This window comes from Streptomyces sp. NPDC025833, assembly GCF_055558055.1.
On the sequence record NZ_JBVHNF010000012.1, the window covers coordinates 259,976 to 275,841 of the forward strand.

Consider the following 15,866-nt stretch of genomic DNA (forward strand, 5'->3'; position numbering starts at 1 on the left):
GGGGAAGGTCGGGGAGGGGGGACGGCGGCCGCCGTCCCCCCTCCCCGACTTCTCCGAACCCGGTGACTACAGCCCGTACTTCTCGCGGGCTTCCTTCACCGCCGTCGCCTTGACCTCGCCGCGCCGGGCGAGCTGGGCCAGGGCCGCGACGACGATCGACTGCGCGTCGACGCCGAAGTGGCGGCGGGCGGCCTCACGGGTGTCCGACAGGCCGAAGCCGTCGGCGCCCAGCGAGGACCAGTCCTGCTCGACCCACTGCGCGATCTGGTCCGGGACCTGGCGCATGTAGTCCGAGACCGCGAGGACCGGGCCCTCGGCGCCCTGGAGCGCCTGGCGGACGTAGGGCACCCGCTCCTCGCCGCGCAGCAGCGCCGCGTCGGCCTCCATCGCGTCCCGGCGCAGCTCCGACCAGGAGGTCGCGGACCACACGTCGGCGGCCACACCCCACTCCTCGGCGAGCAGCTTCTGCGCCTCCAGGGTCCAGTGGATCGCCGTGCCGGAGCCCAGGAGCTGGATGCGCGGGGCGTTGGCCGGAGCGCTCACGCCCGCGGACTCGGCCGTGTTGAAGCGGTACAGGCCCTTGACGATGCCCTCGTCGATGCCGAGCCCGGACGGCTTCGCCGGCTGCGGCATCGGCTCGTTGTAGACCGTCAGGTAGTAGAAGACGTTCTGGTCCTCGCCCGGTTTCGCCTCGCCGTACATCCGGCGCAGACCGTCCCGGACGATCACCGCGATCTCGTAGGCGAACGCGGGGTCGTACGTCAGCGCGGCCGGGTTGGTCGCGGCGATGACCGGGGAGTGGCCGTCGGCGTGCTGGAGGCCCTCACCGGTGAGGGTCGTCCGGCCCGCCGTCGCGCCGACGAGGAAGCCGCGGCCGAGCTGGTCGCCGAGCTGCCACATCTGGTCGGCGGTGCGCTGCCAGCCGAACATCGAGTAGAAGATGTAGAACGGGATCATCGCCTCGCCGTGCGTCGCGTACGCGCTGGACGCGGCGATGAAGTCGGCCATGGAACCGGCCTCGGTGATCCCCTCGTTGAGGATCTGGCCGTTCTTGGCCTCCTTGTAGTACATGAGCTGGTCGCGGTCGACCGGCTCGTACGTCTGGCCCTTGGGCGAGTAGATGCCGAGGGACGGGAAGAGGCTCTCCATGCCGAAGGTGCGCGCCTCGTCGGGGACGATCGGCACCCAGCGCTTGCCCGTCTCCTTGTCCCGGACCAGGTCCTTGACCAGACGGACGAAGGCCATCGTGGTGGCCACGTTCTGCGAGCCGGAGCCCTTGTCGAAGGAGGCGAACGCCTTCTCGGCGGGGGCGGGCAGCGCGGGCAGCGGCTGCGTGCGGCGGGCCGGGGCCGGACCGCCGAGGGCCGCGCGGCGCTCCTGGAGGTAGCGGACCTCGGGGGAGTCGGCGCCCGGGTGGCCGTAGGGCACCACGCCGTCGGTGAAGTCGCTGTCCTTGATCGGCAGCTCCAGCAGGTCGCGCATCGTCTTGAACTCGTCCACCGTCAGCTTCTTCATCTGGTGGTTGGCGTTCTTCGACGCGAACCCCTCGCCGAGGGTGTGGCCCTTGACCGTCTGGGCCAGGATCACGGTCGGCGCGCCCTTGTGCTCGACGGCGGCCTTGTACGCGGCGTAGACCTTGCGGGCCTCGTGGCCGCCGCGGGACAGGTGGAAGCACTCGAGGATCTTGTCGTCGCTCAGCAGCTTCGCCATGTCGGCGAGCGCCGGGTCCTTGCCGAAGAAGTCCTCGCGGATGTAGGCGGCACCGCGGGTCTGGTACGTCTGGATCTGCGCGTCCGGTACCTCGCGCAGCCGGCGTACCAGCGCGCCGGTGGTGTCGAGCTGGAACAGCTCGTCCCAGGCCGTGCCCCACAGCGTCTTGATGACGTTCCAGCCGGCGCCGCGGAACTGGGCCTCCAGCTCCTGCACGATCTTGAAGTTGGCGCGGACCGGGCCGTCGAGGCGCTGCAGGTTGCAGTTGATGACGAAGGTGAGGTTGTCCAGCTCCTCACGGGCGGCGAGCGCGAGGGCCGCCGTCGACTCGGGCTCGTCCATCTCGCCGTCGCCGAGGAACGCCCACACGTGGGACGCCGAGACGTCCTTGATGGAGCGGTTGGTGAGGTAGCGGTTGAAGCGCGCCTGGTAGATCGCCGACAGCGGGCCGAGGCCCATGGAGACGGTCGGGAACTCCCAGAGCCAGGGCAGCCGGCGCGGGTGCGGGTACGACGGCAGGCCGTTGCCGCCGGCCTCCTGGCGGAAGTTGTCCAGGTGCGCCTCGTTCAGACGGCCGTCGAGGAAGGCGCGGGCGTAGATGCCGGGGGAGGCGTGGCCCTGGATGTAGAGCTGGTCGCCGGAGCCGTCCCCCTCCTTGCCCTTGAAGAAGTGGTTGAAGCCCGTCTCGTACAGCCAGGCGGCGGAGGCGAAGGTGGCGATGTGGCCGCCGACGCCGTGCTTGCTGCCGCGGGTCACCATGGCCGCCGCGTTCCAGCGGTTCCAGGCGGTGATGCGGGCTTCCATCTCCGGGTCACCGGGCAGGCCGGGCTCGGCGGAGGTGGGGATGGTGTTGACGTAGTCCGTCTCGAGGAGCTTCGGCAGCGCGATGCCGCCCGCCTCGGCGCGCTCCAGCGTCCGCCGCATCAGGTACGCGGCCCGGTGCGGCCCGGCCTCCCTGGCGACGGCGTCGAGGGAGGCCCGCCACTCGGCGGTCTCCTCGGGGTCGCGGTCCGGGAGCTGGTCGAGCGCGCTCGGCTGGATGGCGTTGGGGTCGGTCATGTCGCCGCCTTCCTCAGTCGAAGGGGGTTCCCTCATCGGTAAGGGTTCAGGGGTGCCCTTGTGTCTTTGGCAGGACAGGGCAGCGGACCTCGGTAGGAGTCCGTCGGCGACTGTAACTCCCTGATCGATGATCGATCAAAGGGTTGAGGGGCAAAACCTCTCGATTCCGAGAAAGTCGGCACCGGGTGCCTGGCCGACAGGCACCCGGTGCCGTGAATTTGATCAGCTTTCGCCCTGTTTTCCCAGGTGAGCGAGGGGGCGCTCGACTGGGTCAGGCGCGCGGCGCGCAGCCCAGGACGTGCGCCTTCACCAGCTCGGCGATCCGGGGATCCCGGCGCTTGAACGCCTGCACCAGCTCCTCGTGCTCCTCCGCGTACGACTGCTGGACCGTGCCCAGCCAGCGGATCGACAGCGCCGTGAAGACCTCGATGCCCAGCCCTTCCCAGGTGTGCAGCAGCACCGAGTTGTCGGCCGCCCGGACCAGCTCGCGGTGGAAGCCGACGGTGTGCCGGACCTGGGCGGTGCCGTCGGCGTCGCGGTCGGCCTCGTACAGGGCCGCCACGTGCGGTTCCAGGGCCGAGCAGTCCTCCGCGAGGCGTTCGGCCGCCAGCTCCGCGGCGATGGCCTCCAGGCCCGCCCGGACCGGGTAGCTCTCCTCCAGATCGGCCGCGGTCAGATTGCGAACGCGTACGCCCTTGTTCGGGGCGGACTCGATCAGGCGGAGGGTCTCCAGCTCGCGCAGGGCCTCCCGGACCGGGGTCTGGCTGACCTCCAGTTCGGTGGCGATCCGGCGCTCCACGATGCGCTCACCCGGCTGCCAGCGCCCGCTGACGATTCCCTCCACGATGTGCTCGCGGATCTGCTCGCGCAGCGAGTGGACGACGGGCGCGGTCATGAGGGGCTCCTTAGGGAGGGGCCGGCCTGCGGCCCCCGGGGGCTTTGACGTTTAGACAATACGGCCGGTACGTGGCGCGGGCAGGGCGCATGGGGATGCTTTTGCGCAGGTGAGACGAGCCTTACACGCTCAGTGTGCCGACAAACACGAGCACCCCGCCCGGAATAGCTCCGGACGGGGTGCCGTACTGCCCGATCAGGGGGAAGGTCAGAGGCCGAGCTCGACCTCGAACTCGCCCGCCTCCAGGATCGCCTTGACGGCCGTCAGGTAACGGGCCGCGTCGGCGCCGTCCACCAGACGGTGGTCGTAGGAGAGGGTCAGGTAGGTCATGTCGCGGACGCCGATGACCGTGCCCTCCTCGGTCTCGATGACGGCCGGGCGCTTGACCGTGGCACCGATGCCGAGGATCGCGACCTGACCCGGCGGCACGATGATCGTGTCGAACAGCGCGCCGCGCGAGCCGGTGTTGGAGATCGTGAAGGTCGCGCCGGACAGCTCGTCCGGGGTGATCTTGCTGGCCCGGACCTTGCCCGCCAGCTCCGCCGTGGCCTTGGCGATGCCCGCGATGTTGAGGTCGCCGGCGTGCTTGATGACCGGGGTCATCAGGCCCTTCTCGGAGTCCACCGCGATCCCGACGTTCTCGGAGTCGAAGTAGGTGATCGTGCCCTCGGCCTCGTTGATCTTGGCGTTGATGACCGGGTGGGCCTTCAGCGCCTGCGCGGCGGCCTTGACGAAGAACGGCATCGGGGAGAGCTTGACGCCCTCGCGGGCCGCGAAGGAGTCCTTCGCCCGGGCGCGCAGCTTCATCAGACGGGTGACGTCGACCTCGACGACCGACGACAGCTGCGCCTGCTCGTGCAGCGCCTTGACCATGTTGTCGCCGATGACCTTGCGGATCCGCGGCATCTTGACGGTCTGACCGCGCAGCGGGGAGGCCTCCGGCGCGGGGGCCTTCTTCGCGGCGGCCGGGGCGGCGGCCGGAGCCGGGGCGGCCTTCGCGGCCTCGGCGGCGGCGAGGACGTCCTGCTTGCGGATGCGGCCGCCGACGCCGGTGCCCTTGACGCCGGCCAGGTCGACGCCGTTCTCGGCGGCGAGCTTGCGCACCAGCGGGGTGACGTACGCGCCCTCGTCGGTCGCCTGGGTGGCGGTCGGGGAGGTCGGCGCGGTGGCCGGGGTGACCGGAGCCGGGGCCGGGGCGGGCGCCGGAGCCGGGGCGGGCGCCGGGGCCGGCACTTCGGGCTGGGCCGGGGCGGCGGCAGGCGCGGCGGCGGCCGGAGCCGGGGCCGGAGCCGGGGCCGGAGCAGGCGCGGGAGCCGGGGCCGGGGCGGGAGCCGGGGCCTCGGCGGCCGGGGCCGGAGCGGGCGCCGGAGCCGCGGGGGCCTCGGCGGCCGGAGCCGGGGCGGCGGGGGCGGCCTCGGCGGCCGGGGCGGCACCCGGGGCGCCGATGACGGCGAGCTTGGCGCCGACCTCGGCGGTCTCGTCCTCGCCGACCACGATCTCCAGCAGCACACCCGCGGTGGGCGCCGGGATCTCGGTGTCGACCTTGTCCGTGGAGACCTCGAGCAGCGGCTCGTCGGCCTCGACGGAGTCGCCCACCGACTTCAGCCAGCGGGTGACGGTGCCCTCGGTGACGGACTCGCCGAGCGCGGGCAGGACCACGTCCGTGCCCTCGGCGCCACCGGCCGGGGCGGCCTCGGCGGCGGGCGCCGGAGCCTCGGTGGGGGCCTCGGCGGCGGGGGCCTCGGCGGCAGGCGCGGGGGCCGGCTCGGCGGCCGGGGCCGGCTCGGCGGCCGGAGCGGACTCGGCGGCCGGGGCGGCAGCGGGCGCACCCGTGCCGTCGTCGATGACGGCCAGCTCGGCGCCGACCTCGACGGTCTCGTCCTCGGCGACCTTGATGGAGGCCAGCACACCGGCGGCCGGGGAGGGGATCTCGGTGTCGACCTTGTCGGTCGAGACCTCGAGCAGCGGCTCGTCGGCCTCGACGCGCTCGCCCTCGGCCTTCAGCCAGCGGGTGACAGTGCCCTCGGTGACGCTCTCGCCGAGCGCCGGAAGGGTTACGGAAACCGCCATGGTTTCGGTTGCTCCTAACGAAATTGCGGAAGTCTGTGTCGTCGCGCCCGAAGACGGAAAGCGTCAGTCGTGCATGTGGAGGGGCTTGCCGGCCAGCGCCAGGTGCGCCTCGCCGAGGGCCTCGTTCTGCGTCGGGTGGGCGTGGATGAGCTGGGCCACCTCGGACGGCAGGGCCTCCCAGTTGTAGATCAGCTGAGCCTCGCCGACCTGCTCGCCCATGCGGTCGCCGACCATGTGGACACCGACCACGGCGCCGTCCTTGACCTGGACGAGCTTGATCTCGCCCGCGGTCTTCAGGATCCGGCTCTTGCCGTTGCCGCCGAGCGGGAACTTGACGGAGACGACCTTGTCCGCGCCGTAGACCTCCTTGGCCTTGGCCTCCGTGATGCCGACGGAGGCGACCTCCGGGTGGCAGTACGTCACCCGCGGAACACCGTCGTAGTCGATCGGGACGACCTTCAGGCCGGCCAGGCGCTCCGCGACCAGGATGCCCTCGGCGAAGCCGACGTGCGCGAGCTGGAGGGTCGGGACGAGGTCGCCGACGGCGGAGATGGTCGGGACGTTGGTGCGCATGTACTCGTCGGCCAGGACGTAGCCGCGGTCCATCGCGACGCCCTGCTCCTCGTAGCCCAGGCCCTGCGAGACCGGGCCGCGGCCGACGGCCACGAGCAGGATCTCGGCCTCGAACTCCTTGCCGTCCGCCAGGGTGACCTTGACACCGTCCTGGGTGTACTCGGCCTTCTGGAAGAACGTGCCCAGATTGAACTTGATGCCGCGCTTGCGGAACGCGCGCTCCAGGAGCTTGGAGGAGTTCTCGTCCTCGACCGGGACGAGGTGCTTCAGGCCCTCGATGACCGTGACGTCCGAGCCGAAGGACTTCCACGCGGAGGCGAACTCGACGCCGATGACGCCGCCGCCCAGGATGATCGCGGACTTCGGCACGCGGTCCAGGACGAGGGCGTGGTCGGAGGAGATGATGCGGTCGCCGTCGATCTCCAGGCCCGGCAGCGACTTCGGCACGGAGCCGGTCGCCAGCAGGACGTGGCGGCCCTGGACACGCCGGCCGTCGACGTCGACGGAGGTGGGGGAGGACAGCCGGCCCTCACCCTCGATGTACGTCACCTTGCGGGAGGCGATGAGACCCTGGAGGCCCTTGTACAGGCCCGAGATGACCTCGTCCTTGTACTTGTGGACGGCCGGGACGTCGATGCCCTCCAGGGTGGCCTTGATGCCGAACTGCTCGCTCTCGCGGGCCTGGTCGGCGACCTCCCCGGCGTGGAGCAGGGCCTTGGTGGGGATGCAACCCTTGTGCAGGCAGGTGCCGCCGACCTTGTCCTTCTCGATCAGGGCGACGTCCAGACCCAGCTGCGCCCCGCGCAGGGCCGCGGCGTAACCACCGCTACCACCGCCGAGGATCACTAGGTCGAAAACGGTGCTGGCGTCGTTCGCCACGTCACGTTCCTCCATGCATGTGCGCCGTACGCCGGTCGGCGATGACCGGCTGGCGGCTGGTGTCCGGCCGCTCGATGCTTCGGCCCTTGGGTGGGGGCCCTGTCCTGCCGGGCTCCATCTTTGCACTTGTTCGGGGCGGACGAGACGCCGGGCTGGAGTGTGAGACACCCCACGTTCGCGCCGGAACGGGGGTGCGCGCGGGCCGGGGGCGCGGGGCCGCGGCCGGTCCGCGGCCCGCGGCGCGGGTGCCGCCGACGGCCGGCGCGGGGGCGCGGGGAGCCGTACGAACGGTCCCCGCGCCCCCGCCGACGCCGTGCCGGGGGAGCCGGACGGCTCAGCCCAGGTCGCCCTCGGCGGTCAGCTCGGCCAGCCGGACCAGGGTGCGCACGGCGGTGCCGGTGCCGCCCTTGGGCGTGTAGCCGAACGGGCCGCCCTCGTTGAACGCCGGGCCGGCGATGTCGAGGTGCGCCCAGGTGATGCCCTCGCCCACGAACTCGCGCAGGAACAGGCCGGCGACCAGGCCGCCGCCCCACCGCTCGCCCATGTTCGCGATGTCGGCCACGGACGATTCCATGCCCTTGCGCAGGTGCTCCGGCAGCGGCATCGGCCAGGCCGGCTCGCCGACCTCCTCGGCCGCCTCGTGCAGCGTGGTGCGGAACGCGTCGTCGTTGGCCATGACGCCGAACGTCCGGCTGCCGAGGGCGAGCATCATCGCGCCGGTCAGCGTGGCGACGTCCACGATCGCGTCCGGGTTCTCCTGCGAGGCCGCCCACAGCGCGTCGCCGAGGACCAGCCGGCCCTCGGCGTCGGTGTTGAGGACCTCGACCGTCTTGCCGCTGTACATGCGCAGCACGTCGCCCGGGCGCAAGGCGGAGCCGGACGGCATGTTCTCGGCGAGCGCCAGCCAGCCGGTGACGTTCACCCGCAGGCCGAGGCGGGCGGCGGCGACGACCGCGGCGAACACGGCGGCGGCACCGCTCATGTCGCACTTCATCGTCTCGTTGTGGCCGGCCGGCTTCAGGGAGATGCCGCCCGAGTCGTAGGTGATGCCCTTGCCGACGAACGCCAGGTGCTTGTCCGCCTTCGGGTGCTTGTACGACAGCTTCACCAGGCGGGGGGCGGCCTCGGAGCCGCCGCCGACCCCGAGGATGCCGCCGTAACCGCCCTTGACCAGGGCCTTCTCGTCGAGCACCTGGACCTTGACGCCGTGCTCCTTGGCCGCGGTCTGCGCGATGCCGGCGAAGGCGGCGGGGGTGAGGTCGTTCGGCGGCATGTTGATCAGGTCGCGGGCGCGGTTCAGCTCCTCGCAGACCGCGGCCGCGCGGGCGAGCGCGCCCTTGTGGGCGGCGTCGCGCGGCTTGCCGCCGAGCAGCGCGGCCTCGGCGAGCGGCGCCTTGCCGTTCCCGGCCTTGCCGTTGCCGGCGGCCTCGCCCTTGTAGGCGTCGAAGGAGTACGCGCCGAGCAGGACGCCCTCGCCGATCGCGCCGAGCGCGCCGGAACCGTCCACGGGCAGCGCGAACACCGCCTTCTTGGACCCGGTGAGCGCGCGGGCGGCCAGGCCGGCGGCCTTGCGCAGCGCCTCGGCGTCGTAGCCGCCGTCCTCGTCCGCGTCGGGCACCGGGCCGAGGCCGACGGCGATCACGAGCGGAGCCTTGAACCCGGCGGGCGCGGGCAGCTTCGTCAGTTCGCCCTCGGCACCCGAGGCGCCGAGCGTCTCCAGGGTGCCGGCCAGCTTGCCGTCGTACGCCTTGTCCACGGCTTCGGCGCCCGGCGCGACGACGGGCCCCTGGGCGCCCTTGGCGACACCGATCACGATCGCGTCGGCCCGCAGGCCGGGCGCCGCGGAGGTGCTGAGAGTCAGAGCAGTCACGGTGGTGAGATCTCGCTTCCGATGTGAAGTTGCGGTGGCCGAAATGGGGTGGGTCGACCGGGCCCGAGAGCCGACCCTAGGTCCAGGCCTGGGGACAGGTGGCAACCGGGGCCTTCACCCTGTCGGCGAACCCCCGGGACGAGACTACGCGCGTGCGTCGGTTCGCTCATTCCTTCGGGTGTTCACCCAGGCGTGGCGACGCGGCCATTTCCGGCCCCTGTGCCCGGGCGGCCGGGGGCGCGCCCGCCGGGTTCCGCCGCACCCCGGCCACCGGTTCGCGGGAGGCGCGCGGACCCGTGGGACGGTCCCGGGATGGCCGCGCGGACCCCCGCCGACGGGCCCGGGCCGGTCAGCGGCCGAGCGCCAGCAGGGCGAGCGCGGCGGTCGCGGCGGTCTCCGCCACCGCCCCGAACACATCGCCCGTCACCCCGCCGAACCGCCGCACGCAGCGCCGCAGCAGCAGCTCGGCGACGGCGGCGCCGACGGCCGTCGCGGCGGCCGTCCGCAGCGCGTCGTACCCGCCGAGGCAGGCGCCCGCCGCCCCGGCCGCCGCCACCCCGGCCGCCGTGACGGCCAGCGCGGCCGCCCTCGGCACCACCCCGGCCACGGCCGCCCCCAGCCCCTCCGGGCGGGCGGCCGGCACCCCGGCGCGGGCGGCCAGGGTGAGCGCGATCCGGGCAGCGACCGCCGAGACCACGGCCGCCAGCGCGCCCCGCGCCCACGAGGCGCCGTAGAGCTGCGCCAGCACGGCCGTCTGGGCCAGCAGCACCAGGACGAGGGTGAGTACGCCGAACGGCCCGATGTCCGACTGCTTCATGATCCGCAGGGCGTCCTCGGCGGGCTTGCCGCTGCCCAGCCCGTCGGCGGTGTCGGCGAGCCCGTCGAGGTGCAGCCCGCGGGTGAGCGCGGCGGGCACCGCCACCGAGGCGACCGCGGCGAGCAGCGGGCCGGCGCCGAGGGCGAGCAGCAGCAGGCCGAGCCCGGCCGCGCAGCCGCCGACGGCCAGTCCGGCCACCGGGGCGCTCAGCATTCCGGCGCGCGCGGCCTCCCGGTCCCAGCGGCGCACCCGGACGGGCAGCACGGTGAGCGTGCCGAAGGCGAAGCGGAGACCGTCGGTGGGGGAGGACTTGAGCACCGGCGCAGGTTACCCGGCGGTTCCGGGGCCCCCGCCCGCACCCGGGGATAAGGTGCGCATATGGGGCACTGGTGGCTGCGGAACATCATCGAGCCGGGCAAACTCCCGCTGCTCCTGGCCCTCGGGGCCTTCGTGCTGACCTTCGTCGTCACCCGCGTCATCACCCGGCTGATCCGCGCCGGCCGGGGGCCGTTCGGCAACGTCAGGGCGGGCGGGCTGCACATCCACCACGTCGTCCCCGGGGTCGTCCTCACCGTCGTCGGCGGCTTCGGCGCGGTCGCCAGCGACCGGCACGGCGCCGGCGGTGCCGTCGCGGCCGTGCTCTTCGGCACGGGGGCGGGCCTCGTCCTGGACGAGTTCGCGCTGATCCTGCACCTCGACGACGTCTACTGGAGCGCGGAGGGCCGCAAGAGCGTCGAGGCCGTCGTGCTCACCGCCGCCCTCGTCGGACTGCTGCTGGCCGGCTTCTCGCCGTTCGGCGTCAGCGACCTGACGCAGCAGGAGCTCCAGGACCGCGGCAGCGCCACCGCCACCATCGCCGGGAACTTCGTCTTCGCGCTCGTCGCCCTCGGCAAGGGCAAGACCCGGATCGCGGTCATCGGCGCGATCGTGCCGCTGGTCGCGGCCGTCGGCGCGGTCCGGCTCGCCCGCCCCGGCTCCCCGTGGGCCCGCCGCTTCTACGGCGGCCGCCCCCGCGCCCGCGCCAAGGCGGCCCTGCGCGCCTACCGGCACGACCGCCGCTGGGAACGGCCGCGCCGCGCCGTTCAGGACTGGATCGGCGGCAAGCCCGACCCCCGCCCCGCGCACCTGCCCGACAAGCGCTGAGGGCGGGCGGGGCGCGGCCGGTCCCCGTGCCGGTACCGCAGGGCCGTCCCCAGGCACAGCAGGCCCACGGCCGTCAGCGCGGCCAGGTGCTCCTTGCCCGCCAGGTTCTCCTTCAGCAGCACCTCGACGACCATGGCCGCCGTCACCGCGCCCGCCGTCGCGTAGGCCCCGTACCGCCAGCCCACGAACACCGCGAGCCCGACGACCGCCGCCGACGGGCCGGTGTCCACCACCCACGCGTCGGTCCACGGCAGCCCGAACGGGGCGTGCGGCCCGAGGGAGATCCCGAGGCGCGCGTACAGGGTCCCGGCGAGCGTGGCGGCGTAGGCGACGGCCAGCGTGCGCCACCGGCCCAGGCACACCTCGGCGATCCCGAACACCAGCAGGACCTGCGCCAGCGCGCCCCACACCGGCAGGTCCGGCGCCGGCACGAACAGCGACAGGGGGGTGCGCAGCAGGGCCTGCCACAGCGGATCCGCGGCCCGTACCGTGCCCAGGTCCTGGACGGGCAGGTAACCCCACGGCTGGTTCTGCGCGTACTGCAGGCACGCCGTCAGGGCGACCGCCGCGCACGTCATCGGGGCCGCCGGCAGACCGCGGGCGCGCAGCGGGCCGCGTACGGCGGCGTACAGCGGCCCCCATTCGGCGCGGGCCCAGCGGGCGAGCGTTCCCATCGAGCGTCCCTCGTCCCCGTGCGGTCAGCGATGCGTGTCCAGGTGCCTGCGGTGCAGCCACTTCGGCAGCCCCGGCGCCTCCAGGAACCCCTCCGCGCGGGCCGAGGAGAGGCCGATGCGCGGCAGGTCCGCGCTCTTCTCGAAGAGCAGGAACCGCGGCTCCCAGATGGGCCGGTACTTGGCGTTGGCGCGGTACAGCGACTCGATCTGCCACCAGCGGGAGAAGAAGCTGAGCAGCGACCGCCACAGCCTCAGCACCGGTCCGGCGCCGAGCCGCGCACCGCGTTCGAAGACCGACCTGAACATCGCGAAGTTGAGCGACACCTGCGTGATCCCGATCTCGGGGGCCCGCCGCAGCAGTTCGATGACCATGAACTCCATCAGCCCGTTGTCGGAGTCGCGGTCCCGCCGCATGAGGTCCAGGGACAGTCCGTGCGGGCCCCACGGCACGAAGGACAGCAGCGCCCGCAGCCGCCCCTCGGCGTCCGTGCACTCCAGCATGACGCACCGGCCGTCCCCGGGGTCGCCGAGCCGGCCGAGGGCCATGCTGAAGCCGCGTTCGGTGGCGCCGTCCCGCCAGTCGTCGGCGCGTGCGACGAGGTACGCCATCCGGTCCGCCGGGACGTCCTCGTGGCGCCGGACGCGCACCTCGTACCCGGCCCGGCGCACCCGGTTGTACGCCTGCCGGACGGTGCGCATCGCCCGCCCCTCCAGGGTGAACTCGGCGACCTCCACGATCGCCTCGTCCCCGAGTTCCAGCGCGTCCAGGCCGTGCCGGGCGTACACCGTCCCGGCCTCCTCGCCCGCGCCCATCACCGCCGGGATCCACCCGTGCGCCCGTGCCTCGGCCAGCCAGGGCCCGATCGCCCCCGGCCAGGCCTCGGGGTCGCCGAGCGGGTCGCCGGACGCCAGGCTCACCCCGCCGACGACCCGGTAGGCGACGGCGGCCTTCCCGGTGGGCGACCACACCACGCTCTTCTCCCGGCGCAGCGCGAAGTAGCCGAGCGAGTCGCGGTCGCCGTGCCGCTCCAGCAGTGCCCGCAGCCGCTCCTCGTCGTCGGCGGTGAGCGGGTCGACGGCCCGCCGGGAGCGGAAGGCGGCGTAGAGCACGGCGAGGACGAGGAGCGTGCTGAGCACGTTGACGGCCACGTTGGCCCAGTTGGGCGGGTCGATCCCGGGGAAGCGGGACTCCTCGGCCGCGACGGAGATCAGCCGCAGGGTGCCGTAGTGCCAGCGCTCGGGGAACGTCGAGCGGGACGCGTCCGGCGCCTCGTCGGTGACCGTGACCAGCAGCCCGGCCAGCAGACTGGCCGCCAGGCCGCCGACCACGGCCACCGTGGCCGCGAGGCGGGGGTTGGACCGGTCACCCTTGGCGTAGAACTCCCGGCGGCCGGCGAGCAGCGCGCCCACGAAGGCGGCCGTCAGCGCCAGGGAGATCCAGTTCTGGGGGTACCGGCGGATCTCCGGGAACGCCATGGCGCACGCGAACAGCGCCAGGAACAGGCCGCTCACCACCAGGTTGAGGATCCACGAGGCCCGCTTCCGGCGCCGCATGGTGATCGCCAGGAAGGCCGTGAACACCCCGGAGGCGAAGCCCGCCGTCAGCAGGTACGGCGTGAAGAAGTCGTCCTGGTTGTGCCGCCGGACGTCCTGGCCGAGCGAGACCCACACGGCGCTGAGGAAGTTGACGAAGGCGACGGTGCGCAGGTACCAGACGGCGAAGGCGGCGGCCCGCCGGGAGACCCCGGCGGACCGCCCCGCCCGCTCGTCCGGCCGCCCACCCGTCCCCTCGGCCTCCGCGCGCCGCGCCACCGCAATTCGGGCATCTTCCATGGGGCAGGATCATATGGGCGCGATCCCGGTGAACCACACCTTTCCGCCCCGGCGCCATCGTCCTCCGGCCAACCTCGGCCCCCGGCGCAGGGCCGCGGGTGCCGTCGGTCAGACCGTCTCCTCGGGGCCGGTCCCGGCACCCGGCTCCGGAGCGGCCTCCGGCTCCTCCTCGGCGTCCGGTCGCTCCGGCAGCTCCGCCGCCAGGGCGGCCGCGCTGCGCACCAGCGGCAGTGCCAGCAGCGCGCCCACGCCCTCGCCGACCCGCACCCCCTGCTCCAGCAGCGGTTCGAGGGCCATCCGGTCCAGTGCCTTCGCCTGCCCCGGCTCCCCGCTGTCGTGCCCGGCCAGCCACCAGTCCGGCGCCCGGAACGCGATCCGCTGGGCGACCAGCGCGCACGCGGCCACCACCACCCCGTCGAGCAGCACCGGCAGCTTCCGCACCGAGCACTGGAGCAGGAACCCGGTCATCGCCGCGAGGTCCGCTCCGCCCACCGCCGCCAGCAGCTGCATCTGGTCCCCGAGCACCGGCCGGGCCCGCCGCAGCGCGTCCCGGATCGCCGCGCACTTGCGCATCCAGGTCAGGTCGTCGATCGCCAGCCCGCCCCGCCCGGTCACCACGGACGCGTCGGTGCCGCACAGCGCGGCGATCAGCACCGCCGCCGGGGTGGTCCCGCCCACGCTGATGTCGCCGAGCACCACGAGATCGGTCCCGGAGTCGGCCTCCTCGTCGGCGACCGCCATCCCGGCCAGCAGCGCGGCCTCGGCCTCCTCGGGGGTGAGCGCGTCCTCGACGTCGATGCGGCCGCTGCCCCGCCGCACCCGGTGCCGTACCACGTCCTTCGGGAAGGCCTCCGGCGCGCAGTCCAGGGCCATGTCCACCACCCGCACGGGCACCTCCAGCCGGCGCGCGAGCACCGCCACCGGGCTCGCGCCCTCCAGCACCGCCCGCACCAGCTGCTCCGCACCGCCCGCGGGCCGCGCCGACACGTCCAGCCCGGCGACACCGTGGTCGCCGGCGAACAGCACCACCCGCGGCCGCTCGACCGGCCGCACGGGCACCTCGCCCCGCGCGGCGGCCAGCCATTCGCCCAGTTCGTCGAGGCGGCCCAGCGCCCCGGGCGGCACGATCCGGCGCTCCCGCCAGGCTTCGGCGTCACGGCGCACGCCCCCGTCCGGGCGCTCGATCAGATCGGTGAAGTCGTCCAGATTCAGGCTGCTCATTCGCCGAACAGTACCGCTCGTGAACGAACGCTCCCGCGCCACATCGCCACCCCACACCCACCGCGTCGTTGCACCCCGGACCGGCATCCCATACGTTCCGGTTTGCAGCGGAATGTCGCACAGGGAGCCGCCCATGCCGACCTCGACCCTCACCCCGCAGATCAGCACCGCCCACGACCCCTTCCTGGAACCGCGCCGCGCGACCTGCCCCTGGTGCGGCTCCCGGAACCTGCGGACCCGGATGCGCGCCCCCGACCCGCTGCGGCACCGGCCGGGCACCTTCGCCCTCGACGAGTGCCGCGACTGCGCCCACGCCTTCCAGAACCCCCGGCTCACCGCGGAGGGGTTCGCCTTCTTCCACCGGGACGCCTACGAGAGGCAGTGGGAGGAGTTCACCGTCCAGGTCCGCTCCGCCCGCGCGGTCCGGCGCCGGCAGCGCGCCACCGCACGGCGGCTGTCCGGCCTGCGCGAACCGGAGAGCTGGCTGGACGTCGGCACGGGCCTGGCCGGCTTCCCCGAGGCGGCCAGGGAGTTCTTCCCCTACACCAGCTTCGACGGGCTGGACCCCACGGCCCGGGTCGAGCAGGCCCTCCTGGAGGGCCGCGTGGAGGAGGCGCACCGCGGCTACCTGACGACCCCCGGCACGGCGGCCCGGCTGCGCGCCCGCTACGACGTGGTCACCCTCTTCCACCACCTGGAGCACGCCCCCGACCCGCGCGCCGAACTCCGCGCCGCGCTCACCGTCCTGCGCCCCGGCGGCCACCTGGTCGTCGAAGCACCCGACCCGCGCTGCGCGTTCGCCCGGCTGCTGGGCAGGTGGTGGCTCCCGTACGGCCCGCCGCGCCACCTGCACCTGCCGCCCCCGGCCAACCTGCGGGCGGAACTGGAGGGCCTCGGCTGCACGGTCCTCGTCACCGACCGCACGGCACCGCACGTCCCCTGGGACCTCTCGGCCGCCGTCGCGCTGGCCCTCGCCCACGCCCACCCGCTCGTCCGCTGGGCGGCGACCCCCCTGCTGGACCTGGCCTGGGCCCTGGACCAGCTCCTGGCCCCCCTGCTGCGCCGCACGCCGTTCGCCAACGCCTACCGGATCGTGGCGCGCAAGGACCGCCGCTGACGGCC

11 protein-coding genes are annotated in these 15,866 nt (G+C 73.8%); 2 read left to right on the plus strand and 9 right to left on the minus strand.

What is annotated here, in order from left to right:
* Positions 1-66: 66 nt before the first annotated feature.
* From aceE to ACZ4K2_RS23125, 6 genes are all read right to left on the minus strand, one after another.
* Positions 67-2,769 carry a pyruvate dehydrogenase (acetyl-transferring), homodimeric type gene (gene aceE / locus ACZ4K2_RS23100; RefSeq protein WP_467469249.1) on the minus strand — a complete coding sequence of 901 codons (2,703 nt, stop codon included), beginning with the start codon at positions 2,767-2,769 and terminating at the stop codon, positions 67-69.
* Positions 2,770-3,040: 271 nt separating this feature from the next.
* On the minus strand, positions 3,041-3,664 hold the full coding sequence (locus ACZ4K2_RS23105; RefSeq protein WP_467469251.1) for a GntR family transcriptional regulator: 624 nt from the start codon (positions 3,662-3,664) through the stop codon (positions 3,041-3,043).
* Positions 3,665-3,871: 207 nt separating this feature from the next.
* Positions 3,872-5,734 (minus strand): 2-oxoglutarate dehydrogenase, E2 component, dihydrolipoamide succinyltransferase, encoded by a 1,863-nt coding sequence (gene sucB, locus ACZ4K2_RS23110; RefSeq protein ID WP_467469253.1) that lies wholly within the window; start codon positions 5,732-5,734, stop codon positions 3,872-3,874.
* 63 nt (positions 5,735-5,797) lie between these two features.
* Complete coding sequence (gene lpdA, locus ACZ4K2_RS23115) at positions 5,798-7,186, minus strand: dihydrolipoyl dehydrogenase (RefSeq protein ID WP_467469254.1); 1,389 nt, start codon at positions 7,184-7,186, stop codon at positions 5,798-5,800.
* A 334-nt stretch (positions 7,187-7,520) separates the two neighbouring features.
* Complete coding sequence (locus ACZ4K2_RS23120; RefSeq protein ID WP_467469256.1) at positions 7,521-9,056, minus strand: leucyl aminopeptidase; 1,536 nt, start codon at positions 9,054-9,056, stop codon at positions 7,521-7,523.
* A gap of 349 nt (positions 9,057-9,405) precedes the next feature.
* A complete protein-coding gene (locus tag ACZ4K2_RS23125; RefSeq protein WP_467469258.1) occupies positions 9,406-10,191 on the minus strand; it encodes an adenosylcobinamide-GDP ribazoletransferase in 786 nt (261 codons plus the stop codon).
* 60 nt (positions 10,192-10,251) lie between these two features.
* Here ACZ4K2_RS23125 and ACZ4K2_RS23130 point away from each other — a divergent pair, with 60 nt between their 5' ends.
* Positions 10,252-11,016: a hypothetical protein gene (locus ACZ4K2_RS23130; protein ID WP_467469260.1), complete on the plus strand. Its 765-nt coding sequence runs from the start codon at positions 10,252-10,254 to the stop codon at positions 11,014-11,016.
* Here ACZ4K2_RS23130 and ACZ4K2_RS23135 read toward each other — a convergent pair.
* From ACZ4K2_RS23135 to cobT, 3 genes are all read right to left on the minus strand, one after another.
* Positions 10,956-11,690 carry a hypothetical protein gene (locus tag ACZ4K2_RS23135; RefSeq protein WP_467469262.1) on the minus strand — a complete coding sequence of 245 codons (735 nt, stop codon included), beginning with the start codon at positions 11,688-11,690 and terminating at the stop codon, positions 10,956-10,958. The two genes, ACZ4K2_RS23130 and ACZ4K2_RS23135, sit on opposite strands and share 61 nt — an antisense overlap.
* A 24-nt stretch (positions 11,691-11,714) precedes the next feature.
* Entirely contained in the window at positions 11,715-13,523 is a 1,809-nt protein-coding gene (locus ACZ4K2_RS23140; RefSeq protein WP_467469264.1) for a phosphatidylglycerol lysyltransferase domain-containing protein, read from the minus strand.
* A gap of 108 nt (positions 13,524-13,631) precedes the next feature.
* The gene (gene cobT / locus ACZ4K2_RS23145; RefSeq protein ID WP_467469266.1) at positions 13,632-14,744 is read right to left on the minus strand and encodes a nicotinate-nucleotide--dimethylbenzimidazole phosphoribosyltransferase; all 1,113 of its coding nucleotides are present in this window, start codon (positions 14,742-14,744) and stop codon (positions 13,632-13,634) included.
* A 133-nt stretch (positions 14,745-14,877) separates the two neighbouring features.
* On the opposite strand from cobT, the gene ACZ4K2_RS23150 reads away from it, so the two are divergent.
* Complete coding sequence (locus tag ACZ4K2_RS23150) at positions 14,878-15,861, plus strand: class I SAM-dependent methyltransferase (protein ID WP_467469268.1); 984 nt, start codon at positions 14,878-14,880, stop codon at positions 15,859-15,861.
* Positions 15,862-15,866 lie beyond the last annotated feature (5 nt).